Genomic DNA, 26914 nt, shown 5'->3' on the forward strand with positions numbered 1-26914 from the left:
CGATGATCCGCACCGGCGCGGTCGCCTCAATGAGCGTGGGCCGCACGACGTGCACCACGACGCGTGGCTCACGCTCTCGGCGGGGCAGATGATCTCGACGCGGAACCGGCCGACGTCGAGGCCCCCGGCGCGCCGTCCCAGACCGTCACCACGCGCCGGAGGAGGTCCCCGGGCCGGGCTGCCCGCCGGTCCCCGCGCCGGCCGGGTCCACCGAGCCGGCGCCCACGGCGGTCCCGGGCTGGGACGCGCTCGTCGCCCCCGTCGAGGAGCCGGCGCCCGCCACGACCGAGCACCACGGGCCCGGCACCCTCGCCGCGCGCGTGGCGCCCACCGGGGCGTGCGCCACGGCCGTCGGCCCGGGCGCCGCGCTCGTGCTCGCCGACGAGACCGGGCGCGTCGCGCGCTACGTCCCCGACCTGGCGTCGCTCCCGGAGGACGGGCTCACGGCGTGCGATGTCACGGTGGTCGACCAGGGCGAGATCGTCGACGCCGCGGCCGGTCGCGGGGAGAGCCTCGCCGAGCTCGACGACGCGCTGGCGCGCGTGATGGCCGAGACGGAGCGCGGCACCCGGGTGCTCGTCGCGGGCATCTCCGCGGGCCCCGTGGGCGAGCCGGGCCTCCAGGTCGTGGTGGACTGGCGCCGGGGCGAGCCGACCGGCCGCTGGCTGCACTCCCCGAGCACCCAGAAGGACGGCATCGTCCAGCTCGTCGACCTCACCGCGACCGTCGTGGACGAGGCCGGCGGGAGCACCGAGGGTCTCGACGGCGCGGCGCTCGGCCTGGGCGAGACACGCCGCATGGACGTCGCCCGCACGGTCGAGAACCGCCAGTACCTCAACGTCCTCACGAGCACCATCCCGGCCCTCTACCCGGCGCTCGTCGGCCTGCTCGTCGCCACGCTCGTCCTCACGCTCGGCGGTGCCTGTGGGTGCGCCGCACGGCGGCGCGCCGCGGCGAGCCGCCCCGGCCAGGACCGGCCGGCCGCCGCCTGGTCTGCGCCGTGCTCGTCGTCGCCGCCGCCGCGCCCGTCGCCGCGTCGCTCGCGAGCCTCTCGCGGTGGTGGGTGTGGAGCGCCCCGGCACCCGCCCTCACGCTCGCGCTCGCTGCGAGCGCCGTGGCCGTCGCGCTCGTCGCGTGGGGCCTGGCCCGCCTGCTGCCGCGCCGGCCGTGGGCCCTGCCCACGGCGCTCGCCGGCGTCACGTGGCTCGTCCTCACCGTCGACGGGCTGACGGGCACCACGCTCCAGCAGGCGTCGCTGCTCGGGACGTCCGCCGTCGTCGGGTTCACGCGCTTCTACGGCTTCAACAACGTGACGTTCGCCGTGTACGCCGTGGCGGGCCTCGTCCTGGCCGGCGGTCTCGCGTCCGCGCTCCTCGCGCGCGCGGGACGGCGGGCCGCGGCGTGGGCGGTCGTCGCCGTCGGCGCCGTGACGGTCGTGGTCGACGGCTGGCCCGCCTTCGGCGCGGACTTCGGCGGGATCCTCGCGCTCGTGCCGGCGTTCGCGGTGCTCGCGCTCCTCGTGGGCCGGGTCCGGATCACGTGGGTGCGGGCGCTCGTCGTCGCGGCCCTCACGGTCGGCGTCGTCGCGCTCGTCGCCGTCGTCGACTGGCTCCTGCCGGGCGGCACCTCCCACCTCGGCGGGTTCGTGCAGACCGTCGTCGACGGCGCGGCGCTCGAGGTCGTCGGACGCAAGGCGCTCGGCGCGTGGGCGACCGTGGCGAACCCGTTCGGCGCGCTCGCGGCCGTGCTCGTCGTCCTCGCCGCCGTTGCCGTGCTGCGCCCCGAGCGGGCGCGGCTGCCCGAGGTCGCGCACGCGTACGCCCGGTGGCCGCTGCTGCGCCCGCTGGTGGTGGCGCTCGTCGTCGTCACCGGCGTGGGCTCCCTGCTCAACGACTCGGGCGTGATCATCGGGGTGATGGTGCTCGTCGTGGGCGCCGCGATGATCGTCCCGGGGTTCCTCACGGAGACCGGCGACGCCCGGCCCGCGCCGTCGGCGGACACGGCGGCGGCGGACACGGCGGCGGCGGACACGGCGGCGGCGGAGCCGGGCATCCGCCGCGTGCCCTCGATGCTCCTGGCCGTCGGCGGCGGGCTCCTGCTCGTGGTGCTCCTCGCGTCCACCGTGCTCGGCACGAGCGGGCCGGGCACGGCGTCGGCCGCCGCGCGCGCGGGCGCCGACGTCAACCACGCGCGCGAGGACGCGCTCGCGACCGACCGGCCGCTCGTCGTCGTCGGGACCACGGGCGTCACGTGGGAGGACGTCGCGGAGGTCCGCACGCCCACCCTGCACGCGCTCCTCACCGACGGCGCGGGAGCGGCCGGCGTGGCGCAGCCGACGGGCGCGGCGAGCCGCTGCGCGGTCGGCGGGTGGGTCGCGCTGTCCGCCGGGCAGCTCGCGGAGGTCGCGACCGAGCGCGCCCCGGACGGCTCGTGGGCCTGCCCGACGCCGCAGCCGGTGCCCGCGGGCGACGGGGCCCGGGTCGACGGCTGGGACCAGCTCGAGGCCCTGCAGTCCGGCTCCGGCTACCAGGCCCGGCTCGGCGTGCTCGGCGACGCCCTCGGCGCGGGCACCGCCGGGGCACGCCCGGTCTGCGCGACGGCCGTCGGGCCCGGCGCGGCCGTGGCCCTCGCCGGCGCGGACGGCTCCGTCGACCGGTACCGCGAGCTGTCCGTCGCGACGTCGCCCGCCGGCGACGCGTACGCCTGCCCGGTGACCGTCGTCGACGCGGGCGACGCGACCGCCCCGGCCGCCGACCCCGACCTCCCGGAGGCCGAGCGTGCCGCCGCGCGGGACGCGGCCCGCGCGCAGCGGCTCGCGGCGGTCGACTCCACGGTCGCCGCGGTGCTGGAGGCCGCGCCCTCCGGCACCACCGTCCTCGTCGTCGACCTCGCGGGCGCGCCGGGCACGCGGCCCGTCCTCGGCGCGGCGCTGGTGCGGCCCGGGGCCGACGGCCCCGAGCAGGCGCGCTACCTCACGAGCGCGGCCACCCGGACCGACGGCGTGGCCCGCGTCCTCGACGTCCCCGCGACCGTGCTCGGCGCCGCGGGCGTCGCGCCCCCCGCCCGCGTGCAGGACACGCCGTTCGCCTGGGGCTCGCCCCGCCCCCCGGACGCCGCCACGACGGCCGACGTGCTCGCCGACCTCACGACGCGCGACCACGTGCGCCGGGCGGTCTACACCGCCTTCGTCGACGTGCCCTTCTACGCCGGGCTCGCGCTGGCCGGGCTGTGCCTGCTGCTCGCGCCGCGCGCCCGCCGCGCGACCGGTGCCCGTGCCCGCCTTGGCTGGCTGCGGGCGCAGCACGCGGCACGCGGGGCGGCGCTCGTCGTCGCCGCGGTCCCGACGGCGGCGTTCGTCGTCTCGCTCACCGGCTGGTGGCGGTTCGCCGACCCGATGCTCGCGATCGTCGTCGGCACGGCCCTGACGACGGCCGTCGTCGCCGGTCTCGGCGCCCTCGCCCCGCGGCGGCCCGTGTGGCTCGGGCCGGGCGTCGTCGCCGGGACGGCGTTCGTCGTCCTCACGCTCGACGCGCTCGTCGGCACCCCCCTGAACCGCGCGAGCCCGCTCGGGTCGCGCCCACGTTCGGCGCGCGCTTCTACGGCTTCGGCAACCCGACGTTCTCGGTGTACGCGGTCGCGGCCCTCGTCCTGGCCGCGGCGCTCGCCCAGTGGCTCGTGCGCCGGCGCAGGCCCCGCACCGCCGCCGCCGTGGTCGGCGGCATCGGGCTCGTCACCATGGTCGTCGACGTGTGGCCGACCCTCGGGGCGGACCTCGGCGGCGGCCTCGTCGTCGTCCCCGCGTTCGCGGTGCTCGGCCTCGCCGCGTCAGGAGCGCGCCTCACGTGGCGGCGGTTCCTCCTCGTCGCGGCGGCGGGCGTCGCGGTCGTCGCGGCGGTCGGCGTGCTCGACTGGCTGCGCCCGGCCGACCAGCGGTCGCACCTCGGCCGGTTCGTCGAGCAGGTCGTCGACGGGTCGGCGTGGGACACGCTCCTGCGCAAGGCCGGCTACGCGCTGCGGTCCGTCCTCGGCGGGGTCCCGGTGTGGCTGACCGTCCTGGTGCTCGTCGCCGCCGCGCTCCTGCTCTTCGCGCCGCACCGGTTCACGCCGCGCTGGTTCGCGCGCACCGAGACCGAGTGGCCCCTCCTGCGCCCCACCGTGCTCGCCCTGTGGATCGTGTGCGTGGCGGGGTCGGTGGTCAACGACTTCGGGGTGCGCATCGCGATGATCGCGCTCATCCCGGCGGTCCCGCTCCTCACCGTCGCCGCGCTGCACGCCGCGGCGCCGCCGGGGACGGGCGGCGTCGACGGCGCCGCGCGGACCGGCGGAGCGACGGAGGGCGCCGCGGATCAGCGGCCGGTGCGGACCCGGTCGACGGCGTAACGCATCTTGCGCGCGTTCACCGCGACGAGCACGTCCCGGTACTGCGCGGCCCGGTGGAGCTGACCCCGGAGGTCCGAGCCCGACGCCCGGTGGCGCAGGTCGCACGGCACCTCCACGGCGACGTACCCCTGGTGCAGGAGGTCGATCGTCATGCCCGTCTCGACGCCCCACCCGCGCGCGAGCGGCGTGGCGGCCTCGAACGCCTCGCGCGTGAGGCAGCGCATGCCCGACAGAGGCTGCGTGGGCGTCCAGCCGGTGAGGGTCTGGATGGCGCGGCGTGCCGCGCCGACCACGATGCCGCGCCCGCCCGCGCCGGGCTGCGGGGGCAGCAGCGCGATGGCGACGTCGGCGTGCCCGTCGAGGACCGGCGGCACGAGCGGAGCGGTGTTGACGGCGGTCTCGCCGAGGTCGCCGTCGATGAACAGCAGCAGGCGCGGCGGGCGGTCGGGCGCGTCGCGCATCGCGACCACCGCGGCGCCCGTCTCCATCGCCGCGGCCTTGCCGCGGTTGTGGGAGTGACGGACGACGACGGCCCCCGCCTCGCGCGCGACGTGCTGGGTGCTGTCCTCGCTGCCGTCGTCGACGACGAGCACGAGGTCGACGTGCGGGATCGCCTTCGCGGCCCGGACGGTGGCGGCGATGCGCCGCGACTCGTCCTTCGCCGGGATGATCACCGCGACGCGCTGGCGTGCGGCGCGCCCGCTGCGCCCCTCGGCGACGGCGGGCCGCGGCGTCCTGGCCCGGGTCCCGGACGCGGTCAGGTACGTGGGTGCGGACGCGGCGGGCCGCGCCCTCGGCGACGACGGCGCCGCCGTCCGCCCAGCCTGGTCCCTCGCCTCGGTCGACCGTTGGTCCGCGTTCACGCCGCCCAGCCTAGTAGTGCAAAGAGATGACCGCAGAATCGTCAGGAGAACTGCCATGGCGGCTCGGCGTGCACCCGTCGCGGGACCGTCCCGCCGCTCGTCCGGATCCTACTGGACGCTCCCGCGCGCGCCAGGGACGGGCGCGCGCGTCAGCGCAGCGTGACCTGGCGCGAGACGATGCCCGCGCGCGCCCGCCGCTCGTTCGCGTCGAGCGGCTCGGTCACGGCCAACGCCTCCGAGAGGCGCGCGTCCAGCTCCGCGACAGGGCCCTCCAGCTCGTCCGCCTCGGTGCCGCGCGGGAGCTCCCACACCGGGACCAGCAGGCCGTTCGAGCGGAACGCCCCGACGAACTTGCCGTCGGCGAGCCCGGACTCGCGCCGCGCGTGCAGGCGCGAGATCGCGTCGATGAGCGCCTCCTCGGGCTCGGGTCGCGCCCAGCGCAGGAACTCGCGGGACATGCGGCACCAGTACGCCGACGGCACGGCGTCGAGCTTGACGGTCGGGACCATCGACTCCGACGCCTCGTCGAGCGAGGCCCGGACCTCGGCCGTGACCTCCTGCGCCGGGTCGAGCCAGTAGGCGAAGTCCTCGTGCACCGTCACGTCGAACGGCGTGTCGAGGTCGAGCACGTCCTGCAGGCGCGGCCCCGGGCCCGGCAGCGCGCCCAGCTCGACGGACGTGCCCGGCTCGGCCTCGATCGCCTCGAGCAGCGCGGCGGCGAGGTCGCGGCTCAGGTCGCCCGACCCGGCGAGGGTCTGCAGGGCGAGGAGGACGGTGCCGTCCTGGCGGTGCAGCGCCGCCCAGCCCGCGGGGAGCACGGTGACGACGAGGACGTCGCGCGCGCCGTGCTCGGCCGTCGTGCGCGCCGTCGCCGTGGCCGAGGGCACGACCTCGCGCATCGCGACCCAGTCGGTCTCGCCGGGGAGCCCCTCGAACGGGCGCAGCACGAAGTCGGTCGTGGAGTTCTTGGCCATGCGCGGCAGTCTACTGACGGGTCGGGCGGGCGCGCGGGCGCAGCCGCACGTCGGGCAGCGCCGGCGCGGGCAGCGGGCCGCCGTCGTACCCCACGACCTCTCCGTAGCGGCCGGCCCTGGCTCCCGGCGCGTAGCGCGTGCCGCCCTGCCGCGGGGTGAGGCCGGTGCCCGCGCCGGCACCGCCGTCCTGTTCCACGACGAGCTGCGCCTGCCACTCCTCGCGGGCGCGCGCGACGTCGTCGTGCGACCGCCCCACGAAGTTCCACCACATGACGACGTCCTCGGCGAACGGCTCGCCGCCGACGAGGACCGCGCGGGCCGGGGCGTCGGGCCCGGCCTCGACGGTGAGCGCGGTGCGGCCGGGCGCGACGTAGCCGAGCGACGACACCGGGACCTCCTCGTCCTCGAGCCGCACCGCGCCGGCGTCCACGAGCAGTCCGTGCTCGAAGGCCGGGTCGACGTCGAGGACGACGCGCGCGCCCGGCTCGAGGTCCAGCTGGGCCCCGACGAGCGGCGTGAACGCCGTGGCGGGCGAGCGGAGCTCGGCGCCGTCGACCCGCAGCGCGCCGAGGAAGACCTGGACCCGGGCGCCGCCGGACGTCGCGACGGGCAGGTCCGCGTGGTGCTCGAACGACGGCGCGTCCGCGAGCCGGTCGCCGGGCAGCGCGACCCAGAGCTGGACTCCGTGCAGCACCGGCGGCCGCACGCCGCGCGGCGACTCCTCGGAGTGGGAGATGCCGCGCCCGGCCGTCATGAGGTTGAGCTCGCCGGGCCGCACCGTCTGCAGCGAGCCCACCGAGTCACGGTGCAGGATCTCGCCGGCGAAGAGCCACGTCACGGTCTGGAGCCCGGTGTGCGGGTGCGGGGGCACCTGCATCCCGTCGGTCCCGTCGCCGATCGCGGCGACCGCGTCGGGCCCGTAGTGGTCGAGGAAGCACCAGGCGCCGACCAGCGAGCGCGCGCGCTGCGGGATCGTGCGGCGCACCTGCATCGCGCGCGTCCCGCCGAGCGGCACGTCGCGGTGCGCGAGCACCTCCACCGCGCCACCGCCGCTCGGGGGCCCGCCGTCCGGTCCGGGCGTGCCGGACGAGCACACGCGCTCCTCGGGGCGGGTGTCGAGGTTGCTCATGGGTCGAGCGTAGGCCGGACGGGCCCCGCGCGGGAGAATGGGCGGCGAGGCCCCTCGGAGCAGGATTCCGAGGGGCCTCGCCGTCGCCGCGCACCCCGGGGCGGTCGGGCCGGGGCCCGCCGGGGCGCCGCTCGCGACGAGGCGGCTCGCCGCCGCCGCGGACGCGGAGGACCCGGTCCGTTCTCCTCGACGACGCCGATCGCGGTCGGTCTTCCGGGTCCGGTGGAGCCTGCGCCGTCGCGCGCAGCCCGCGGCCGCGGGTCGCCCACCGTTCTCCGGTCGACCGTGCCCTCGCGGACACCGTGGCCTCCGCTGTCGACGGGGCCGGGGCGGCCCCTCGCTCTCGCTGTCGAACACCGTCGTCCACGTGCGCCCGTCCGGGCTGATAGGGACGTTTGTAGTCCCCGGACCGGGCGGGGGCAAGAGCCCCCACGGCTGTCATTCGCCGCCCTGCGTCGACCACAGGTCCGTCCACAGCGCGCGCCGCGGAACCGTGCCGTCATCCACACACCTGTGGACGAAATCTGTGGACCGTCCCGCGCGCGACCGTCCCACCGGATGGCCCTCGGTCACACCCAGAAGGCCGGTGCCGGGGCCGTCGGCGTCAGGCGCTCGTCGAGGTCCCGGTCGCGCACCACGAACCCGCCGTCGTCCACGAGGCGCCCCCGAGCGTCCGTGGAGCATCGCGGCGAGGCGTGCCACGAGCACCCGGACCCGCGCGCGGGCGATGACGTGCAGCCCCGACGGCCGCTCGACCTCGAGCTCGTACGGGTCCTGCGGCAGCCACGACAGGTGGTACGCGCACGACCCGTACTCGTCCGGTCGAGGTCGCCGAGCGCGATCGGCACCTGGGCCGCGCGCCGCACGGCGAGCCGCACGCCGCCGTCGTAGGGCGTGTCGCCCGCGACGAGGAACCCGGCGGGCCCGGCGCCGGGCGCGCCCTCCGGGTCGACGGCGACGACGCGCGCGCCGGGGACCACGGTCCGCAGCACGCCGGCCGCGTCGTCGGGCGCCAGGACGTGGTCGCTGTAGAGCGTGAGCTCGACGCCGGAGTCCGGGTCGGGCGTCAGGACGGCCCGTCCGTCGGCCACCACCGCGCCGCCGACGCGGCGCGCCGCGGCGACGGCCCAGCCGAGCAGCTGCAGCTCGACGCCCTGCGGCAGGCCGGCCGGGAACGCGCGGACGATCCCGTCGCGGTCGTCGGGGACGGGAGCCGGGCCGCCGCGCGGTGGGGCGTCGTCGGCGTGCAGCGCGAACGCCGCGGTCGCGACGCCGCCCTGCACGCCGAGCGCCCGCGCACGGGCCGGCGTCAGCGGGAAGGGACCGACGGCGCGCGCCCCCTCGGTGAGGCGCAGCTCGCCGGGGCGGGACTCGCCGCCGGGCACGACGCCGCGGAACCGCGCCCCGGCGGGGCGTGCGGCCGGGGACGCCACGGGGTGGGTCGTCCAGCCCGCCCCGGCGAACCAGGCGCGGGCGAGCGCGTCGACCGGGGTGCGCGCCGCGCCGGGCGTGCTCGGGAGCACCAGGAGGTGGGCACCGGCGTGGGCCGGGGGTACGAGACCGGTGACGTCGGCGTCCATGCCGGGAGGCTAGTGCGCCCGGAATGCGCGGATGTTACGGATCTGTGAAGATCCGTCGCCGGTTCGTCAGGCGCGCACGTCGTGCAGGTGGTGCACGACGTCGTGGACGAAGTACTGCCCGAGCGTGCGCACCGTGAAGACCGACCCGTTCGAGCGACGGCCGGGCCGCTCCCACCGGTCGGCCGTGAGCGCGTCGAACCGGGTCGCGACCCGCTCGCCCGCCACCTCGAGCTCGCGCGCGACGACCGCCGGGTCCTGGTGCGCGTAGCCCGCCTCGACGGCGGCCGCGTCCTGGTCCCAGTTCGCGAAGAGCGGGTCGTCGTCCTCGACCATCGCCATGAGGCGCACGTCGAAGACCGCGAACACGTCGCGCACGTGCGCCGCGTACTCGAGCGGCGACCACGTCGTCGCGTCCGGCCGCTCGCGCACGCCGGGCCGCGCGAGGACGCGCACGTAGCGCGGGACGGCGTCGCGCACGGCGGCGCCGACGCGGTCCGGCGTGACCTCCGCGGCGACGAAGCCGCACTCGGGGCAGGGCCGGGACAGGACCCAGGTCCAGTCCTTGGTGTCCGCGGGCACGGGCGGGTAGGCCGCGGGGCCGTCGGGGCGAGGGGCGGTGTCCATGCCCGGAGTCTGGCAGGGCCCGCCGCCGTGCACGAGAGCCGTCCGGCGTGCTGACGCGGGACACCTATGATGTCAGCATGCCGAAGATCATCGGAGGGTCCCTCCACGAGCACCGCGCGCAGACCCGGCAGAAGCTGTTCGCGGCGCTCTCGAACCTCATGATGGACCGCGGCTTCGACGCGATCTCGCTCGCGGACATCGCCGCCGCCGCGGGCGTCGGCCGGACCGCCGTGTACAACCACTTCCCCGACAAGGAGGCCCTCCTCCTCGGTTCATCACCCACGAGACCGAGCAGTACGTCGGCACGCTCGAGCGGGCGCTGGCGGACGTGTCGGACCCGGTCGAGCAGCTGCGCACCTACATCCGCCAGCAGGCCCAGCTCAAGCGGGTGTTCCACCTCGCCCCGGGCCCGGACCTGCGCACCGTGCTCTCGCGCACCACGCGCCAGCGGCTGCGCGAGCACGCCGAGCTCGTCGAGACCATCCTGCGCCGCATCGTGCGGTCGGGCATCGACGCCGGCGAGTTCCCGCCGCAGGACATCGACACGACGGTGCAGCTCGTCAACGCGTGCCTGTCCGGCCGCCCGGCCCCCGACGACCCGGCCGCGCGCGCGCAGGCCGTCGACGCCACGGAGGCCTTCGTGCTGCGCGCCGTCGGCGCCGACGTCCGCGAGCCCACGCTCGCGGTGCGGCGCTGAGCGCCGCGGCGGCGCGGCCGCCACGTCCCCGCCTCGGGCGGGCCTTCGCGAACGTCTTCACGGCCAACCTCAGCTCGAGCCTCGGGGACGGCGTCGCCCGCGTCGCGGCGCCGCTGCTCGCCGCGCGCCTCACGGACGACCCCTTCCTCGTCTCCGGCGTCGCCGCGGTGGCACTGCTGCCGTGGCTGTTCCTCGCGATCCCGGCCGGGATCCTGCTGGACCGGATCGACCGGCGGCACGCGCTCGCGCTGGCCAACGGCGTCCGCACCGTCCTCGCGCTCGGGCTCGTCGCCCTCGCGTGGACCGGCACGCTGACCATCTGGTCGCTGTACGCCGTCGTCTTCCTCTACGGCGCGTTCGAGACGGTCTACGACGGCGCGATCCGCGCCGTGGTGCCCTCGATCGTGCGGCCGAGGGACCTCCCGCGCGCGAACTCGCGGATCGAGGCCGGTGAGATCACCGTCCAGAACTTCCTGTCCGCGCCGCTGACGTCGGCGCTGTTCGCGGTCGCCGTCGTCGTCCCGCTCGGCGTGGGCGCCCTGACCTACGCCGCGGCGTTCGTGCTCGCGTTCTTCCTCCCGGCCGCCGCGGCGGGCGAGCACCGCACGCAGCCGGCCGACGGCCCGCCGGTGCGCTGGTACCGCCAGGTCGCGGACGGCTTCCGCTTCATCTGGGCGCACCCGATGCTGCGGCCGCTGTGGCTGCTGTCGACGGTCGTCGGCATCTGCTTCTCGGCCGCCACCGCGACCCTCGTGCTCTACGTGCTCGACGAGCTCGGCGTGCCCGAGGGCTGGTTCGGGGCGTTCATGCTCGCCGGCGCCCTCGGGTCGCTGCTCGCCGCGGCGGTCGCGACGCCGCTCAAGGACCGGTTCCGCTCGGGGCCGGTCATGGCGGTGGCGAACCTGCTCACCCCCGCGATGCTCGTCGTGATCGGTCTCGCGCCGGTCGTGCCCGTCGCCGCCGTCGGGCTCGCGCTGGCGTTCGGGGGGACGACGGTGTGGAACGTGCACGTGATGTCGCTGCGCCAGGCCGTCATCCCCAGCCGGCTGCTCGGCCGCGTGCACGGCACGTGGCGCACCCTGCTGTGGGGCGCGATGCCGCTCGGGTCGTTCCTCGGCGGCCTCCTGGCGCGCGTCGACCTCACCGCGCCGCTCGTCGTCGGCGGAGGGCTCGCGGTGGTGACCGGCCTCGTCGGGTTCCGCTTCCTCGCCCGGCTGCCGAACCCGGAGGACGTCGTTCCGGCGACGGCACCGGACGGCGCACCGGCCACCAGGCCGTCGGGCGAGGGCTCCGCCGCCGTCCCGGCCGGGGATAGGTAAACCTCACCTCACTGCGCTACAGTGCGAGTCGCGACGTCCTGACAACCCGTCAGGTCCGACCAGGCCGACCCGCAGGAGCTCCCGTGACCGCTCTCACGCACGACCTCGGCACCACCGACCGGCCGGCGACGCTGTCGCTGCGTCTGCGCGAGGGCACGCGCCCGGAGCACGAGCGCGCGGAGACCTCCGGGTTCGTCGAGCAGCTCATGTCCGGCGGGCTGGACCTCGCCGCCTACGCCGACCTGGCCGCCCAGCAGTGGGCCGTCTACCGCGCCCTCGAGGACGCGAGCGCCGCGATCCGCACGGACCCCCAGGGGGCGACGCTCGTGTTCGACGAGCTGACGCGCACGCCCGAGATCGAGAAGGACCTCACCTTCCTCGTCGGCGCCGACTGGGCCGAGCGCGTCACGATCCACCCGGCCACCGAGCGGTACGTCGCGCGTCTGCACGAGGTGGGCGACTCCCTGCCCGCCTACGCCGCGCACGCCTACACCCGGTACCTCGGCGACCTGTCCGGCGGGCAGATCGTCAAGCGCATGCTCGAGCGCCACTACGGGCTCTCCGGCGACGGTCTCGCCTTCTACACGTTCGTGGAGATCCCGAAGTCCAAGCCGTTCAAGGACGTCTACCGCGAGCGCCTCGACGCGCTCGAGCTCTCGCCCGCGCAGGTGGAGGCCACCGTCGAGGAGGCCAAGCACGCGTTCCGCCTCAACAGCGCGATGTTCGCGGACCTCGGCGCGGTCCACTGCTGAGCGGGACAAGAAGGGATCCGAGAAGGTTAGGGTAGTCTCACCTAATCTTCGCCCGTCCCCTGGAGCTGCCGCCATGCCCCGCTCTGCCCGCGCCCTGCGACGCGCCCGCCGACCCCCGCCCCCCGGGCGACGCGCCGGCAGGGCGGCCGCACGACGACGATGACGACGACGCTGACCGGGGCGGCCGGCGTCGTCGTGCTGGCGCTCGCCGCGTGCTCACCGCTGCCGTACGAGCCGCCCGCGAGCACGACGACGTCGGCCACCGAGGACGCGGCACAGGTCGAGGCCGCCCCGGCCGACGACGCCCCGGCCGGGGCGCCGGCGTGCACCACGCTCGAGGAGTCCCGGGCGGCGGGCGGCGGGTCCGACGCCGACCCCGCGTCGTTCCCCACCGGCCCCACCACGGCCACGTTCGCCGACGACGCGATCCACCCGGTCGCCGACGCCCCGGCGCCGCAGCTCCCGGTGACCGTCGAGTCGGTCGACGGCCGCCAGGTCGAGGTCGCCGACGTCAGCCGGATCATCCCGGTGGACCTCTACGGCACGCTCGGCGAGATCGTGTACAGCCTGGGCCTGGGCGACAACGTCGTGGGCCGCGACCTGCCGACCGGGTTCCCCGAGGCCGCGGACGTCCCCGTCGTCACGGGCGCGGGTCACGCGCTCGACGTCGAGGCGGTCCTCGGCCTGGACCCGTCCGTGATCCTCACCGACGCGACGATCCTCACCGACGACGTGCGCGGCCAGCTCGAGCAGTCGGGCGTCCCGGTCGTGTACCTCGACGAGTCCCGCACGCTCGACGGCGTCGACGACCGGATCCGCGCCGTCGCGACGGCCCTCGGCGTGCCGGAGGCGGGCGAGGCCCTGGTCGAGCGCACCGACCGCCAGATCTGCGCCGCGCTCGACGCCGTCCCCACGGACACCGGCACGCCGCGCGTCGCGTTCCTCTACCTGCGCGGCGCGAACATCAAGATGCTCTTCGGGCCGGGCTCGGGCGCCGACGACCTGGTGCGCGCGATCGGGGGCGAGGACGCCGGCACGGCGATCGGGCTCGACCGCGAGTACGCGCCGGTGACGAGCGAGGCGATCATCAGCGCCGCTCCGGACGCCTACCTCGTCATGACCGACGGCCTGGAGTCGATGGGCGGGCTCGACGCGATGCTGGCGATCCCCGGGCTCGCCCAGACGCCCGCGGGCGAGGCGCGGCGCGTCGTCGACATGGACGGCTCGCGCCTGCTGACCTTCGGGCCGCGGACCGGTGCCACGATCGCCTCGCTCGTCGAGGCGTTCTACGGCGTCCCGGCGCCCGAGCTGCCGACCTCGTGAGCGCACCGCTCGCCCGCGTCGTCCCCGACGTCGGGCGGCAGCGCCGTCGCGCGGCGCGCTGGCTCATGGTCGGGCTCGCCGTCGCGCTCGCCGTGCTCACCGTCCTGTCCGGCATGACGGGCCAGGTCCCGGTCTCCCCCGCCGAGGTGCTCGGGTCGCTCGCGCACCACGTCGGGCTCGACTGGGGGCCGATGCCGTCGCACCCGCAGGGCGAGAACGCGCTGTGGGTCGTGCGGTTCCCCCGCGTCGTCCTCGCGATCGTCGTGGGCGCGGCCCTCGCGTGCTCGGGCGCGCTCATGCAGGGCGTGTTCGGCAACCCGCTCGCGGAGCCGGGCGTCATCGGCGTCTCGTCCGGCGCGGCCGTCGGCGCGTGCGCCGTCATCGTCACCGCGGGCGCGCTCGTCCCGGGCACGTGGGTGGCCGCGGCGGCGTTCGCGGGGGGCCTCGTGACGACGTTCGTCGTCTACGCCCTCGCCCGGGCGGGCGGCCGGACGGAGGTCGTCACGCTCGTGCTCACAGGCATCGCCGTCAACGCGTTCGCGGGCGGGCTGCTCGCGTTCTTCACGTTCGTCGCCGACCCGGCGGCGCGCGAGCAGATCGTGTTCTGGCAGCTCGGGTCCCTCGGTGGCGCGACGTGGAGCTCGGTCGCCGTCGTGCTGCCGATCGCCGCCGTCGGGGTCACCGGCGCGATGCTCGTGCGACGCCGCATGGACCTGCTCGCGCTCGGCGAGCGCGCCGCGCACCACCTCGGCGTCGACGTCGAGCGCCTGCGCCAGGTCGCGATCGTGCTCGTCGCGCTGCTCGTCTCCGCGGGCACGGCGTTCACGGGGATCGTCGCGTTCGTCGGGCTCGTCGTGCCGCACCTCGTGCGCATGGTCTGCGGGCCGAGCCACCGCACGCTGGTCCCCGCCTCGGTGCTGGGCGGGGCCGTCGTGCTGCTCGCCGCCGACCTCCTCGCCCGCAGCGCCGTGGAGAACGTCGAGCTGCCGCTCGGGATGATCACGTCGCTCGTCGGCGGACCGTTCTTCTTCTACCTCCTGCGCCGCACGCGCTCGCGCCAGGGAGGGTGGGCATGAGCGACCAGCGCCACGAGGGCTCGACGTTCCTCGGCTCGCTGCGCACCGCCGTCACCGGCGCCCGACGCCGTGCGCGGCGCCCCGGGCCCGTCACGCCCGGCGACGTCGTCACGGCGGCGCACGGCGTGTCGCTCACCCTCGGGGGCACCCCGGTCCTGCGCGACGTGTCGGTCGACGTGCGCGCCGGCGAGGTCCGCGCGCTCCTCGGGCCGAACGGCGCGGGCAAGTCGTCGCTGCTCGGCGTGCTCACGGGCGACCTGAGCCCCGAGGCGGGGGTCGTCGTCGTGCACGGGCACGCCCTCGGCTCGTGGACACCGACCGAGCTCGCGATGCGCCGCGCCGTGCTGCTCCAGCACGTCACGCTCAGCTTCCCCTTCACCGCCGTCGACGTCGTGCGCATGGGGCGCTCGCCGTGGCGGGGCACGCCGCTCGAGGCCGAGGACGACGACGCCGCCCGCGCAGCGATGGCCGCGACCGACGTCGCGCACCTCGCCGAGCGGCACGTCACGTCGCTGTCCGGGGGCGAGCGGGCGCGCGTCGCGCTCGCCCGCGTGCTGGCGCAGCGGACCGCGCTCCTCCTGCTCGACGAGCCCACGGCGGCGCTCGACCTCAAGCACCAGGAGATGGCGCTGCGGGTCGCCCGGGAGCACGCGGCAGCGGGTGGCGCGGTGGTCGTCGTCGTCCACGACCTGTCGCTCGCCGCCGCGTACGCCGACCGGGTGACGCTGCTCGCGCAGGGACGCGTCGTCGCGGACGGCGCGCCGCGCGAGGTGCTCACCGAGGCGCTGCTCGGCGACGTCTACGACCACCCCGTGGAGGTCGTCGAGCACCCCCGCGGCGGCGCACCGATCGTGGTCCCGCGCCGCTGACCGTCAGCGGGCCGTCGCGCCGACGCCGCCGGGCAGCACCTCGTACCGGTCCGGGCGGGCGGTGAACGACCCCCGGCCACCCGTGAGCGAGCGGAGGTCGAGGACGTAGCGCACGAGCTCGGCCTCGGGCACGAGCGCGTCGACGACGACACGGCCGTCGGGCAGCGAGCCCGACGCCGTGATGTGGCCGCGCCGCGCCGACAGGTCGCCCATGACGTCGCCCTGGGCGTCCACGGGGACGGTCACCGTGACGGCCGAGAGCGGCTCCAGCACGACCGTGCCGCCCGCCGCGAGCGCCTCGCGCAGGCCCGTCGCGCCGGCCGTGCGGAACGCCATGTCGGAGGAGTCGACCGAGTGCGCCTTGCCGTCGTGGATCTCCACGCGCACGTCGACGACCGGGTAGCCGTGCGGGCCGCCCGCCGCCATGGCCTCGGCGACGCCGCGCTCGACCGCGGGGAGGTACTGGCGGGGCACCGCTCCCCCGACGACGGAGCTGACGAACTCGAACCCGGCGCCGCGCGGCAGCGGGCTCACGCGCAGCTGCACGACCGCGAACTGCCCGTGGCCGCCCGACTGCTTCTTCAGGCGCCCCTCGACCTCGACCGCCCGCGCGATCGTCTCCCGGTAGGCGACCTGCACCGGCTCGGTCGTCACGTGCACGCCGAACGAGCGCTCGAGGCGTTCCAGCGCGACGGCGAGGTGCGTTTCGCCGAGGCCGCCGAGCACCGCCTGCGCGCCGGCGAGGTCGACGTGCAGGGTCGGGTCCTCGGCGACGAGCCGCGCGAGCGACGCGGACAGCTTGTCGTCGTCGGGCTGCGAGACGGGGCGGAGCGCGTGCGCGTACACCGGGGGCCGGGCGGGCAGCGCGCGCGCCGCGACGGGCGTCCGGCGACCGCCGAGCAGGCTCCCGGTCGTCGCGGCGGTGAGCTTCGCCGCCGCGGCCACCTCGCCCGCCGTCACCCGCTCGACCGCGACGTGCTCGCGGCCGCGCAGCCGGAACAGCCCGTGCACGCGGTCCTCGGTGCCCGTCGCGACGTCGACGAGGCGGTCGCCGCTCGCGACCGCGCCCGAGAGCACCTTGAAGACGGAGACCTGACCGACGTACGGGTCGACCACCGTGCGGAAGACCTGGACGAGCACGTCCCCGTCGGGGTCGGCCGCGACCTCGGTGGTGGGGCGGTCGGCCGCGGCGTCCGGCGAGCCGGCGGCGTCGGGCAGCAGGACGACGGCCGGCCGGTCCGCGGGCGACGGACCGAGCTCGCACACGAGGTCGAGGACGCGGTCGACGCCCACCCCGGTGAGGGCGGACGCGAGGAGCACGGGCACCGCCTCGCCGTCGCGCACCTCCTGGGCGAGCGTGCGCTCGAGGTCCGCGACGGCCGGCACCTCGCCCGCGAGGTAGGCCTCGAGCTGGTCGTCGTCGTGCGTGACGATCTCCTCGACCACCTGGTCGTGCAGCGCGTGCTCCTCGTCGCGCACGTCGTCCGGGACCGGCTCGTCGTGGCCGCGCCAGTCGGCACGGCCGTCGCTGCCGTACTCGCGGGCGCGCTCGGCGAGGACGTCGGCCACGCCGTGCAGCGACTGCTCCTCGCCGAGCGGGAGCTCGAGAGGGACGAACGACGCGGCGAACGAGGAGCGCAGGTCCTCGAGCACGGTACGAAAGCTCGCGCGCGCCCGGTCCTCCTGCGAGACGACGACGAGGCGGGGGATCCCCGCCTCGTCGCACAGCCGCCACACCTCCTCGGTCCCCGAGCGGACCCCGTCGACGGCGCTCACCACCACCACGGCGAGGTCCGCGACCGCGAGCGCCGCGTCGACCGCCCCGACGAAGTCGGGCGAGCCCGGGGTGTCGAGCAGCGTGACGCGGTACGTCGCGCCGTCGGGCGCCGTCCAGTCGAGGTGCGCGACCCCGAGCGAGACCGAGATGCCGCGCGCGACCTCCTCCGGCTCGTGGTCGCACACGGTCGTGCCGTCGGCGACCGACCCCGCGCGCGGGATCGCGCCGGCGCGATGGAGGAACGCCTCCGCGAGCGTGGTCTTGCCCGCCCCGCTGTGCCCGACGAGCGCGACGTTGCGGACCCTGCGGGGTGCGCTGCCGGCCGTCGTCCCGGGCGTCGACGTGCTCATGGCTGCCTCCCTCGGCTGCCTCGCGGCGGACGGCGGTCCGCCGTGGTCCCAGGCTAGTGAGGTGCGGGCCGTCCTGCCGAGTGCCGGAGGCGGTTCAGCACTGCTCGCGCACGTACGTCCCGTCGTCGGGGCCCACGAGGTCGCGGTCGCGCAGCACGGTGAGCGGTGCGCGGTCGTCGCGCGCGCACACGGCGGCGAAGGGCGCGGGCAGGGCGTCGGTGTACTCGACCTGGAGCACGTGGTCGGCGTACACGTCCGTGTACGCCGCGCACTCGTCGTACGCGGCGCACTCCTCGGTCACCGCGAGGTCGAACCCGAGCTCGTCGTGCGCGAGCCCGGCGACCTCCGCGGCGTTCTTCTGCGCGACGGCGAGCCCGGCGTCGTGCGCGAGCTCGACGTACGCCGCGGCGAGCCGGAGCGCGCCCTCCTCGTCGATCCGGCCGGTGGCCGCGTCGTCGAAGCGGGTCCACGTGTCGAGGTTGTCGATCTCGACCGCGTCGAACCCCGCGTCGGCGCAGCCGGTGACGACCGGGCCGAGGACCTCGAGGATGCCGGCCCGCTGCTGCGCGGTCGACGGGTCGAGCACGAGCTCGTCGGGCCAGTCCGGGTCGACGACGGGCTCGCCCGCGGCGTCGCGCAGCACGAGGTCCGGGTGGTCCTCGAGCCACCGTGAGCCCTCGCCCGGCTGGGTCTGGAAGCCGTTGACGTAGCAGACGGAGTAGGCACCCTCGGCGGCTCGGCCGTCGCGTCGCGCACGACGACGTCGAGCCCGCCGGGCACGTCGTACGCGGCGCCCAGCTGGTAGTCGAACGTGCCGCTCGCGGGTGGGAGCCGGTACCCGCCGGCCACCGACGTCGCACCGCACCCGGCCAGCGCGGCGACGGCCGCGGCCGCCACCACGCCCGCCGCCGTCGCCGCGCCCGCCACCGTCGCCGCGCCCGCCCGGTGCCTCACAGCACGCGGTCCGCGTAGACGCGCAGCGCGTCCCGCACGAACGTCGCGCCCTGCGCGCCGCCGTAGTTCCTCGCGAACCGCTCGTCGGCCACGTACATCTCGCCGAGCCCGACGACGTACTCCTTCACGGGCGTCGCGCCGGCTCCCGGGGTGCCGGGGATGCCCCCGAGCCACTCGACGTGCCGGCGCGCGAGGTCCTGCGCCTCGTCCGACGCCGGGTCGACACCCGCCTCCGCGGCCGCCGTCCAGTCGGCGTTGAGCCGCGCGACCTGGTCGGTGAAGCCCTGCTTGTGGGCGTCGGACAGGCCGCGCCACCAGGCGTCGCCGCGGGCGTACGCGTCGGCGCCCCAGCGCTCGGTGACCTCGGCCTCGTACCGCGTGTGGTCGAACCCGTCGAACATGTCGTCCGCCATGAGCTCGCCGCCTCCCTCCATCGTGGTGATCGTGCGTTCGACCGACGCGATCTGCCGCGCCAGCCGCTGCCGCTCCGCGCGCAGCCACCCGAGGTGGGTGCGCAGCGCCCGCACCTGGGAGTCCTGCTCGCCAGTGCCCGACGACGTCCGGTCGCCCGGTCCGTCGAGCGCCTCCTTGATCGCAGGCAGCCCGAGGCCCAGGTCGCGCAGGAGGAGGATCCGCTGGAGCCGGACGAGCGCGTCGCGTCGTAGTGGCGGTAGCCGTTCGACGCCACGCGCGTCGGCGCGAGCAGCCCGACCGCGTCGTAGTGACGCAGCGTGCGGCTCGTGGTGCCGGCCAGCCGCGCGACCTCCTGGATGGACCAGTCGGCCGCACGGCCGGGTGTCGTGACCGCCATGACGTTCCTCCCCCGGGTGACCCGCTGCACGGAGCGGCAGCGATCGCCACGCTAGGAGTTGACGCTACGTCAAGGTCAACGGACGTCGGCCTACTCGCCCACCGAGCCGTCGATCGCCTCGCGGAGCAGGTCGGCGTGACCGTTGTGGCGCGCGTACTCCTCGATCATGTGCACGAGCACCCACCGCAGGTTCCACCGCTCGCCGGTGTGCCGGTCGCCGCGCGCGGTGGGCTGGTCGAGGCCGCCTGCGGCGAGCGCGGCGTCGAGGATCGCGTCCGACGCCGCGACGGCGCGGTCGAACAGCGTGCGCAGCTGCTCGGGGGTGTCGTGCGCGGCGCTCCGCCAGTCCCAGTCGTGGTCGGCCGACCAGTCGGCGGTGTCGAACGGCGCGAGGAACGGGCCGCCGGTGAGCACGACGGAGAACCACTGCGACTCGACGTACGCGAGGTGCTTGAGCATGCCGCCGAGCGTCATCGTCGACGGCGGCAGGGTCGCGGCAAGCTCCGCCGCCCCGAGCCCTGCGGTCTTCCAGCGCATGGTGTCGCGGTGGAAGTCGAGGAAGCCGCGCAGTGTCGCGACCTCTCCGGCGGCGACAGGCGGGTCGGTGCGCGTGTCGACGGCCGGGCCGGTGTGAGGGTCGTTCGTCACGACGCGACCGTACCGACACCGGGGCGCGCGGTCGACCACGACGTACGGCTGGCGTACGGCTCAGGTGAGGTCGGCCTCCCACGCGAGCCACTTGCGCCGCACGGCCGCCTCGACGTCGACGCCCTGCGACCGTGCGAGGAGCAGGAGGTGCGCGAGCACGTCGGCGACCTCGTCCGCGAGCGCCGGCCCGGCGTCGTCGTGCACCCGCCCGGTGAACCACCCGCCCCGACCAGGCGGCGCAGCCACGACGCCGAACCCGGGGTCGTGCGTCACGGCAGCGCGCTGGTGGCGCAGAAGCCCGGGTTCGGCAGCTCCGGGAGGCGGGTTCAGACCGTGCGGCGCGTGCGGCGGATGCCGACCCAGACCCCGACGGCGCACGTGAGCGCCGCGGCGACGACACCCCACAGCACGGCGGGATCGGTGAAGGACCCCGCGAGGAGCGCGCGCTCGGCGTCGACGATGTACGTGAGCGGGTTGAACAGCGCCGCGGTCTGCATCCACGCCGGCCCGGCCTCGAGCGGCAGCATCATGCCGGAGAGGATGAGCAGCGGGAACAGCAGCGACTGCTGCACGCCCCAGAACAGCCACTCGCGGTTCTTCGCCGCGAGCGCGAGCGCGATGGACAGCGCGCCCACGCCGATGCCGAACAGGCCGAGGAGCGCCAGACCGGCGATCAGGTGCAGCGGGTAGAGCGTGAACCCGAACGGCACGCAGACGACGGCGATGAGCAGTCCCTGCACGACGAGCGGCGCGAACTCCTTGAGCGCCCGACCGACGAGGATCGCCGACCGGTCGAGCGGTGTCGCGAGCACCCGCTCGTAGGAGCCGGTCATCATCTCGTAGAGCAGGTTGGAGCCGCTCATGGACGTGCCGAAGAGGGAGATCATGACGATCACGCCGGGCACGAACCACTGCAGGGTCTCGGCCGTGCTCCCGCCCCCGCCGGGCGCTCCCCCGCCGAAGCCGCCGACGGCGCCCGTGAGGAGAGGCCCGAACAGCCCGAGGAAGATCAGCGGCTGGAGCAGGGAGAAGATCAGGGTGAAGGGGTCGCGCAGCACGAGCAGGATCTCGCGCGTGAACACGGCCCACGTGTCGGTGAGGAACTTCGACGCGCCGGACCGCAGCGCGACGTCGGCGCCGGGGCCCGAGTCGGCGACCCGTGCCGTGGTGGTGTCGGTCCTGGTCATCACGCCGCCTCCTCGCGCAGGCTCCGGCCGGTCAGGTTGAGGAACACGTCGTCGAGGCTCGCCTGCTTGAGCGCCGCCGAGCGCACGACGAACCCGCCGACGCGCAGCGCCTCGATCGCCGCGGGCAGCCGGTCCGCGCCGTGCGTCGTGGAGATCCGGACGGCGAGCGCACCGTCGGGACCCGGGGTCAGCTCGACCTGCTCGACCTCGGCGGCGAGCGCCGCGCGGACCCGCGCCGCGTCGTCGGGCACGGCCTGGACGGCGCCGCCGCCCGGCGCGGCCACGACGGTCAGGGTGATCACGTCGTCCGCGTGGTCGCGCTTGAGGGCGTCGGGCGTGGCGTCCGCGATGATCTCGCCGTGGTCGATGACGACCACGCGCTCGGCCATGCTGTCGGCCTCGTCGAGGTAGTGCGTGGTGAGCACGATCGTCATGCCGTAGCGCTCGCGCATCGCCGCGATGTGCTCCCACAGGTTGGCGCGCGCGTGCGGGTCCAGGCCCGTCGTCGGCTCGTCGAGGAACAGCAGGGGCGGGTGGTTCATCAGGCCGAGCGCGACGTCGAGACGCCGCCGCTGGCCGCCGGACAGGGACTGGACGGTGCGCTTCTCCAGGCCGGCGAGGTCGAGGGCGTCGAGCAGGGTCGCCGCGCGGGACTCGTACTCCGTGGCGGGCAGTCCGTAGAACCGGCCCTGGTTGTGCAGCTCGTCGAGCACGCGGTAGGAGTACCCGCCGCCGTTGCCTGGCCGATGAAGCCGATGCGCGAGCGCACGTGCGCGGGGTGCCGCGCGACGTCGTACCCGGCGACCTCGGCGGTCCCCGCGGTCGGCTCGAGCAGGCTCGTGAGCATCCGCAGGGTCGTGGACTTGCCGGCCCCGTTGGGGCCGAGGAAGGCGACGAGCTCGCCTTCTCGGACGTCGACGTCGATGCCCTTGACGGCCTCGACGAGCTCCTTCTTGCGGTGGAAGGTCTTGGTCAGACCACGGGCTCGGATCACCGGAACACCTCTCGTGCCGCGTCGCTGCAGGGGGACGGACGGGGTCGGCGGAGCGCGCACAGCCGCTCGCCGATGGTTCGTACGCTGTACCGGAATGCTCGGTCCACGCTAGCATACGGTGTACGGAAAAGGGAGGCCTCGCGGCGGAGCCGTCACGCGGACGGCGACGACGACCGAGACCCGGGGAGGACACGCAGGTGACGCACGACCGCACCCACGAGCACGCCGGCCCGACGGACGACCCTCACGCCGCGGCGCGCCCGGACGACGGCGAGCGACCCCGGGGGGTCGTCGCGGCGGCCGAGGCGGGCGTCGCCGGCGCGGTCGCCGCGGCCGAGCACGCGCGTGCGAACCTCGGCGAGGTCGTGCGCACGCCCGAGGTGACGCGCCGCCTCGCGCTGCTGTGGGACCCGCCCGCACCGGCGACGCGCGGGCGCAAGGCCCGGCTCACGCTCGACGACGTCGTCCGCGCCGGGACCGCCGTCGCACAGGAGGGCGGGCTCGACGCGCTGTCGATGCGGCGCGTCGCGACCGAGCTCGGCGTCGGCGCGATGTCCCTGTACACCTACGTCCCGGGACGCACCGAGCTCGTCGACCTCATGGTCGACCGCGCGTACGCCGAGTTCGACCTGCCGCACGCCGGCGACCCCTGGCGCCCGGCGCTCGCGCAGTACGCCCACGAGATGTGGCGCCTGTACCTGCGCCACCCGTGGATCCTCCAGACCAACATGTGGCGCGCGCCCCTCGCCCCGCACGTCCTCGACGCCCAGGAGGCCGGCCTGCGCACGATCGTCGACACCGGGCTGCCCGAGGTCCAGGTCGTGGAGATCCTCGGCCTCGTCGACAACTACGTCCAGGGCATGGCCCGCGCGAGCATCGCGGAGGCCGCCGAGCAGGACGCCACCGGCATGGGCACCGACGAGTACTGGACGACCATGAACAGCTTCTGGGAGGACTGGTTCGAGGTCGAGCGGTACCCCACGATGACGCGCGTCTACGTGGCGGGCGGTTTCGACGCCCCGCAGGGCCCGCTCGACGCGAGCCTGGAGCGCCTCCTCGACGCGATCGAGATGGCGATCGACCGGGCGGGCAGTACCGCGTCCACGGGCTGAGCCCAGCGGCTGACGAGCGCGCGCCGCCCTGGCAGGATCGAGCCATGGACCCCCGCGCCGGCACGCCCGCCCAGCCCAGCGACCTCATCGACGTCGACGCCGTCGTCAGCGCCTACTACGACCTCGCCCCCGACGTGGACGACCCGGCGCAGAAGGTCGTCTTCGGCACGTCGGGCCACCGCGGCTCGAGCCTCGACCACGCCTTCAACGAGGCGCACATCGTCGCGATCACCGCCGCGATCGTCGAGTACCGGCGCTCGCAGGGCACCGACGGCCCGCTCTTCATCGGCCGCGACACCCATGCGCTGTCCCTCCCGGCGTGGCAGACGGCGCTCGAGGTCCTCGTCGCGGCGGGGGTCGAGACGTTCGTGGACGCGCGCGACTCGTTCACGCCGACGCCCGCCGTCTCGCAGTCGATCCTGCTGCACAACGGCGCGGCGACCGCCGAGGGCGTGCGGACGTCAGGCCCCGGCCTCGCCGACGGGATCGTCGTCACGCCGTCGCACAACCCGCCGCGCGACGGCGGGTTCAAGTACAACCCGCCGCACGGCGGCCCCGCCGGGTCGGACGCGACCGGGTGGATCGCCGACCGCGCCAACGAGATCCTGCGCTCGGGGGTCTCGAGCGTGTGCCGCGTGCCGCTCGCCGAGGCGCTCGGCTCCGAGCACGTGCACCGCCACGACTTCCTCACCACGTACGTCGACGACCTCGCGAACGTGCTCGACCTCGACGCGATCCGCGAGGCCGGCGTGCGCATCGGCGCCGACCCGCTCGGCGGCGCGTCCGTCGAGTACTGGGGCGAGATCGGTGAGCGGTACGGGCTCGACCTCACGGTCGTCAACCCGCAGGTCGACCCGCGCTGGTCGTTCATGACGCTCGACTGGGACGGCAAGATCCGCATGGACTGCTCGTCGCCGTACGCGATGGCCTCGCTCGTCGAGCGCATGACGGGCGCGGGCGAGCAGGCGCCGTTCGACGTCGCGACAGGCAACGACGCCGACTCCGACCGCCACGGGATCGTCACGCCCGACGGCGGGCTCATGAACCCCAACCACTACCTCGCCGTGGCGATCGAGTACCTGTACGGCGGGGCCCGGGGCGGGTGGCGCGAGGACGCGGCGATCGGCAAGACGCTCGTGTCGTCCGCGCTGATCGACCGCGTCGCCGGCGGGCTCGGGCGCGGGCTCGTCGAGGTGCCCGTCGGGTTCAAGTGGTTCGTGCCCGGCCTGCTCGACGGGTCCGTCGGGTTCGGGGGCGAGGAGTCGGCCGGGGCGTCGTTCCTGCGCACCGACGGCCGCGTCTGGTCGACCGACAAGGACGGCCTGCTCCTCGCGCTCCTCGCGTCGGAGATCATCGCGACGACCGGCAAGTCGCCGTCGGAGCACCACCGCGCGCTCGTCGAGAGGTACGGCGAGTCCTGGTACGCCCGCGTCGACGCGCCCGCGACGCTCGAGCAGAAGGCGACGCTCGGCAAGCTCTCGCCCGAGCAGGTCACCGCGACCGAGCTCGCCGGCGAGCAGATCACCGCGAAGCTCACGACGCGCCGGGCAACGACGCCGCGATCGGCGGGCTCAAGGTGACGACGCAGAACGCGTGGTTCGCGGCCCGGCCGTCGGGCACGGAGAACGTGTACAAGATCTACGCCGAGTCGTTCGTCTCGGAGCAGCACCTCGAGCAGGTGCAGGCCGAGGCGAAGGACGTCGTCTCGGCGGCGCTCGGCGGCTGAGGCCGACCGGCCACGACCACGGCCCGCGTCGCCGAGATAGAGCCTGCGGTCGCGGGCTCTCTCTCGGCGGGGCCTCGCGCCGGGCTCAGCCCTGCAGCAGGTCCTGGTACTCGCGGTGCCGCGCGACGTAGGCCTTGACGAACGGGCACAGCGCGACGACGCGGCGTCCGGACTCCCGCACCTGGTCGAGCGCTCCGGCCACGAGCGCGGACCCGACGCCCTCGCCCTCGTAGGCGGGGTCGACCTCGGTGTGCGTGAACACGACCGCGCCGTCCTGGAGGGAGAACTCGGCGAAACCGGCGACGGTCCCGTCCGGCAGACGCCCCTCGAACCGGTCCTCCACCTCGACGACGTCGACCGTGCGCTCGTCCGTGTGCTCGCTCATGCCGACATCGTCCCCGATCCGGCGGGCCGGTGCGACACTGTGGCCGTGGCGCACGACCCCTCCCGGTCCCCCGACGCACCGGAGGACGACGCACGCGGCGACGAGGCACCCCGCACCGACCTCACCGACGGGCACGGGACGGTCGCGGCCGGCGGGCCGGCGCCGTCGCGCAACCCCTACCGGGCGGTCCTCGCCGTGCCGGGGGCGTGGCGGTTCTCCGCCGCCGCGCTCGTCGCCCGCCTGCCCATGTCGATGGTGGGCATCGGGACGATCCTCATGGTCCAGGGCATCTACGGCGAGTACGCGCTCGCGGGCCGCGTGGCCGCCGTGCTCGTCGTCGTGCAGGCGATCTGCTCGCCGCAGATCGCCCGGCTCGTGGACCGCCGTGGCCAGCGCGCGGTGATGCTGCCCCTGCTCGGCGCGACCGTGCTGGGGCTGGGCGGACTGGTGGCCTGCGCGACCGTCCGCGCACCGGAGTGGACGCTGTACGCGACCGCCGTCGTCGCCGGCGCGACGCAGGGGTCGTACGGGTCGATGGTGCGCGCGCGCTGGACGCACGCGCTCGACGACCCGCGCCGCCTGCACACCGCGTACTCGCTCGAGGCGGCGCTCGACGAGCTCGTGTTCGTCGTCGGCCCGGCGCTCGCGACCGTGCTCGCGACGCTGGTGGCGCCGTCCGCGGGGCTGGTCGTGCCGCTCGTCGCGGTGCTCACGGGCGGCCTGTGGTTCCTCTCGCAGCGGGCGACCGAGCCGCCGACGTTCACCGTCGAGCCCGGGGTGCGCACCCGGTCCGCGATCCGCGCGCCCGGCATGGTCGTGCTCGCGCTCGTGTTCGTCGCCATGGGCGTGGTGTTCGGCGGGACCGACGTCGCGACCGTCGCGTTCGCCGAGGACGAGGGAGCCCCCGCGGTGGCCGGGGTGATCCTCGGCGTCTTCGCGCTCGGGTCGTGCCTGTCCGGCCTGGCGTACGGCGCCCGGACGTGGGTGTCCCCGCTGTGGCGGCGGTTCGTCGTCGGGATCGTGGGGCTCGGCGCGGGCGTGAGCCTCTTCCTCGTCGTCACCTCGTTGCCCGTGCTCGCCGCCGTGATGTTCGTGACGGGGTTCGCGATCGCGCCGACGCTCATCAACGGCAACGGCCTCGTGCAGAACCTCGTGACGCCGCGCCAGCTCACCGAGGGGCTGGCGTGGGTCGGCACCTCGCTCGGCGTCGGGGTGTCGATCGGGTCGTCGGTCGCGGGGGCGCGCATCGACGCGGACGGCGCGCACGCCGGTTTCGAGGTCGTCGTCGCGGCGGGGGTGCTCGCCGTCGTGCTCGCGCTCGTGTCGCTGCGCACCCTGCGCCGCCGCGCCGTCCGCCAGGACGTCCCGCCCGCGCCCTGAGGCC

The 26914-nt window shown here is 75.9% G+C and carries 22 protein-coding genes and 4 pseudogenes; 12 read left to right on the plus strand and 14 right to left on the minus strand.

Annotated elements, in window-relative coordinates:
- Positions 1–320: 320 nt before the first annotated feature.
- Genes BJF88_RS19595 through BJF88_RS18370 form a run of 3 tightly spaced genes read left to right on the plus strand, consistent with a single transcriptional unit; the run spans position 321 to position 4380 of the window.
- Positions 321–1229, plus strand: coding sequence for a hypothetical protein (locus BJF88_RS19595; protein ID WP_083649039.1), 909 nt, complete (start codon positions 321–323; stop codon positions 1227–1229).
- Positions 1115–4048: a hypothetical protein gene (locus BJF88_RS19045; RefSeq protein WP_158068919.1), complete on the plus strand. Its 2934-nt coding sequence runs from the start codon at positions 1115–1117 to the stop codon at positions 4046–4048. The genes BJF88_RS19595 and BJF88_RS19045 overlap by 115 nt, the downstream gene beginning before the upstream one ends.
- Complete coding sequence (locus BJF88_RS18370) at positions 4039–4380, plus strand: hypothetical protein (RefSeq protein WP_139316009.1); 342 nt, start codon at positions 4039–4041, stop codon at positions 4378–4380. Before BJF88_RS19045 ends, BJF88_RS18370 begins: the two co-directional genes overlap by 10 nt.
- Here the strand turns inward: BJF88_RS18370 and BJF88_RS10295 are convergent.
- From BJF88_RS10295 to BJF88_RS10315, 5 genes are all read right to left on the minus strand, one after another.
- On the minus strand, positions 4347–5243 hold the full coding sequence (locus BJF88_RS10295) for a glycosyltransferase family 2 protein (RefSeq protein WP_369824564.1): 897 nt from the start codon (positions 5241–5243) through the stop codon (positions 4347–4349). The genes BJF88_RS18370 and BJF88_RS10295 overlap by 34 nt on opposite strands.
- A 149-nt stretch (positions 5244–5392) precedes the next feature.
- Positions 5393–6217, minus strand: coding sequence for a DUF5926 family protein (locus BJF88_RS10300; RefSeq protein ID WP_075828727.1), 825 nt, complete (start codon positions 6215–6217; stop codon positions 5393–5395).
- A gap of 10 nt (positions 6218–6227) precedes the next feature.
- On the minus strand, positions 6228–7346 hold the full coding sequence (locus BJF88_RS10305) for a pirin family protein (protein ID WP_075828728.1): 1119 nt from the start codon (positions 7344–7346) through the stop codon (positions 6228–6230).
- Positions 7347–7915: 569 nt separating this feature from the next.
- Positions 7916–8926, minus strand: coding sequence for a hypothetical protein (locus tag BJF88_RS10310; RefSeq protein WP_083649041.1), 1011 nt, complete (start codon positions 8924–8926; stop codon positions 7916–7918).
- Between the two features lie 66 nt (positions 8927–8992).
- Positions 8993–9550 (minus strand): DinB family protein, encoded by a 558-nt coding sequence (locus tag BJF88_RS10315; RefSeq protein ID WP_075828729.1) that lies wholly within the window; start codon positions 9548–9550, stop codon positions 8993–8995.
- 77 nt (positions 9551–9627) lie between these two features.
- On the opposite strand from BJF88_RS10315, the pseudogene BJF88_RS10320 reads away from it, so the two are divergent.
- From BJF88_RS10320 to BJF88_RS10345, 6 genes and pseudogenes are all read left to right on the plus strand, one after another.
- Positions 9628–10247: pseudogene (locus BJF88_RS10320) on the plus strand (TetR/AcrR family transcriptional regulator).
- On the plus strand, positions 10244–11566 hold the full coding sequence (locus tag BJF88_RS10325; RefSeq protein WP_255371945.1) for an MFS transporter: 1323 nt from the start codon (positions 10244–10246) through the stop codon (positions 11564–11566). The pseudogene BJF88_RS10320 and the gene BJF88_RS10325 overlap by 4 nt, the downstream one beginning before the upstream one ends.
- 83 nt (positions 11567–11649) lie before the next feature.
- Positions 11650–12318, plus strand: a complete 669-nt coding sequence (locus BJF88_RS10330) for a heme oxygenase (biliverdin-producing) (protein ID WP_075828731.1) — start codon at positions 11650–11652, stop codon at positions 12316–12318.
- A gap of 159 nt (positions 12319–12477) precedes the next feature.
- Positions 12478–13641 carry a hemin ABC transporter substrate-binding protein gene (locus BJF88_RS10335; protein ID WP_083649042.1) on the plus strand — a complete coding sequence of 388 codons (1164 nt, stop codon included), beginning with the start codon at positions 12478–12480 and terminating at the stop codon, positions 13639–13641.
- A 65-nt stretch (positions 13642–13706) separates the two neighbouring features.
- Positions 13707–14717: an iron ABC transporter permease gene (locus BJF88_RS10340; RefSeq protein ID WP_083649047.1), complete on the plus strand. Its 1011-nt coding sequence runs from the start codon at positions 13707–13709 to the stop codon at positions 14715–14717.
- Positions 14714–15586, plus strand: a complete 873-nt coding sequence (locus BJF88_RS10345) for a heme ABC transporter ATP-binding protein (protein WP_139316010.1) — start codon at positions 14714–14716, stop codon at positions 15584–15586. The genes BJF88_RS10340 and BJF88_RS10345 overlap by 4 nt, the downstream gene beginning before the upstream one ends.
- 3 nt (positions 15587–15589) lie before the next feature.
- On the opposite strand, the gene BJF88_RS10350 is transcribed toward BJF88_RS10345, so the two are convergent.
- The 8 genes and pseudogenes from BJF88_RS10350 to BJF88_RS23530 all read right to left on the minus strand — a co-directional run.
- Entirely contained in the window at positions 15590–17713 is a 2124-nt protein-coding gene (locus BJF88_RS10350; protein ID WP_075828733.1) for an elongation factor G, read from the minus strand.
- A gap of 94 nt (positions 17714–17807) precedes the next feature.
- Complete coding sequence (locus tag BJF88_RS10355; RefSeq protein ID WP_255371942.1) at positions 17808–18578, minus strand: endo alpha-1,4 polygalactosaminidase; 771 nt, start codon at positions 18576–18578, stop codon at positions 17808–17810.
- An 85-nt stretch (positions 18579–18663) separates the two neighbouring features.
- A pseudogene (locus BJF88_RS10360) lies at positions 18664–19478 on the minus strand (MerR family transcriptional regulator).
- 90 nt (positions 19479–19568) lie between these two features.
- Entirely contained in the window at positions 19569–20126 is a 558-nt protein-coding gene (locus BJF88_RS10365; protein WP_075828745.1) for a DinB family protein, read from the minus strand.
- Positions 20127–20186: 60 nt separating this feature from the next.
- Entirely contained in the window at positions 20187–20399 is a 213-nt protein-coding gene (locus BJF88_RS19955; protein ID WP_075828734.1) for a hypothetical protein, read from the minus strand.
- 53 nt (positions 20400–20452) lie between these two features.
- Entirely contained in the window at positions 20453–21313 is an 861-nt protein-coding gene (locus tag BJF88_RS10375) for an ABC transporter permease (protein WP_083649048.1), read from the minus strand.
- Positions 21313–22026: an ATP-binding cassette domain-containing protein gene (locus tag BJF88_RS10380; RefSeq protein ID WP_369824565.1), complete on the minus strand. Its 714-nt coding sequence runs from the start codon at positions 22024–22026 to the stop codon at positions 21313–21315. The genes BJF88_RS10375 and BJF88_RS10380 overlap by 1 nt, the downstream gene beginning before the upstream one ends.
- A gap of 80 nt (positions 22027–22106) precedes the next feature.
- Positions 22107–22367 (minus strand): annotated as a pseudogene (locus BJF88_RS23530) (ATP-binding cassette domain-containing protein); the annotation flags it as partial.
- Between the two features lie 137 nt (positions 22368–22504).
- Here BJF88_RS23530 and BJF88_RS10385 point away from each other — a divergent pair.
- Both BJF88_RS10385 and pgm read left to right on the plus strand, forming a co-directional pair.
- Positions 22505–23419, plus strand: coding sequence for a TetR/AcrR family transcriptional regulator (locus tag BJF88_RS10385; protein WP_139316011.1), 915 nt, complete (start codon positions 22505–22507; stop codon positions 23417–23419).
- Between the two features lie 44 nt (positions 23420–23463).
- Positions 23464–25145, plus strand: a pseudogene (gene pgm, locus BJF88_RS10390) (phosphoglucomutase (alpha-D-glucose-1,6-bisphosphate-dependent)).
- 85 nt (positions 25146–25230) lie between these two features.
- On the opposite strand, the gene BJF88_RS10395 reads toward pgm, so the two are convergent.
- Positions 25231–25530: a GNAT family N-acetyltransferase gene (locus BJF88_RS10395; RefSeq protein WP_075828735.1), complete on the minus strand. Its 300-nt coding sequence runs from the start codon at positions 25528–25530 to the stop codon at positions 25231–25233.
- Between the two features lie 45 nt (positions 25531–25575).
- On the opposite strand from BJF88_RS10395, the gene BJF88_RS10400 reads away from it, so the two are divergent.
- Entirely contained in the window at positions 25576–26910 is a 1335-nt protein-coding gene (locus BJF88_RS10400; RefSeq protein WP_369824566.1) for an MFS transporter, read from the plus strand.
- Positions 26911–26914 lie beyond the last annotated feature (4 nt).

This window comes from Cellulosimicrobium sp. CUA-896 (assembly GCF_001942335.1).
Lineage (GTDB): Bacteria > Actinomycetota > Actinomycetes > Actinomycetales > Cellulomonadaceae > Cellulosimicrobium.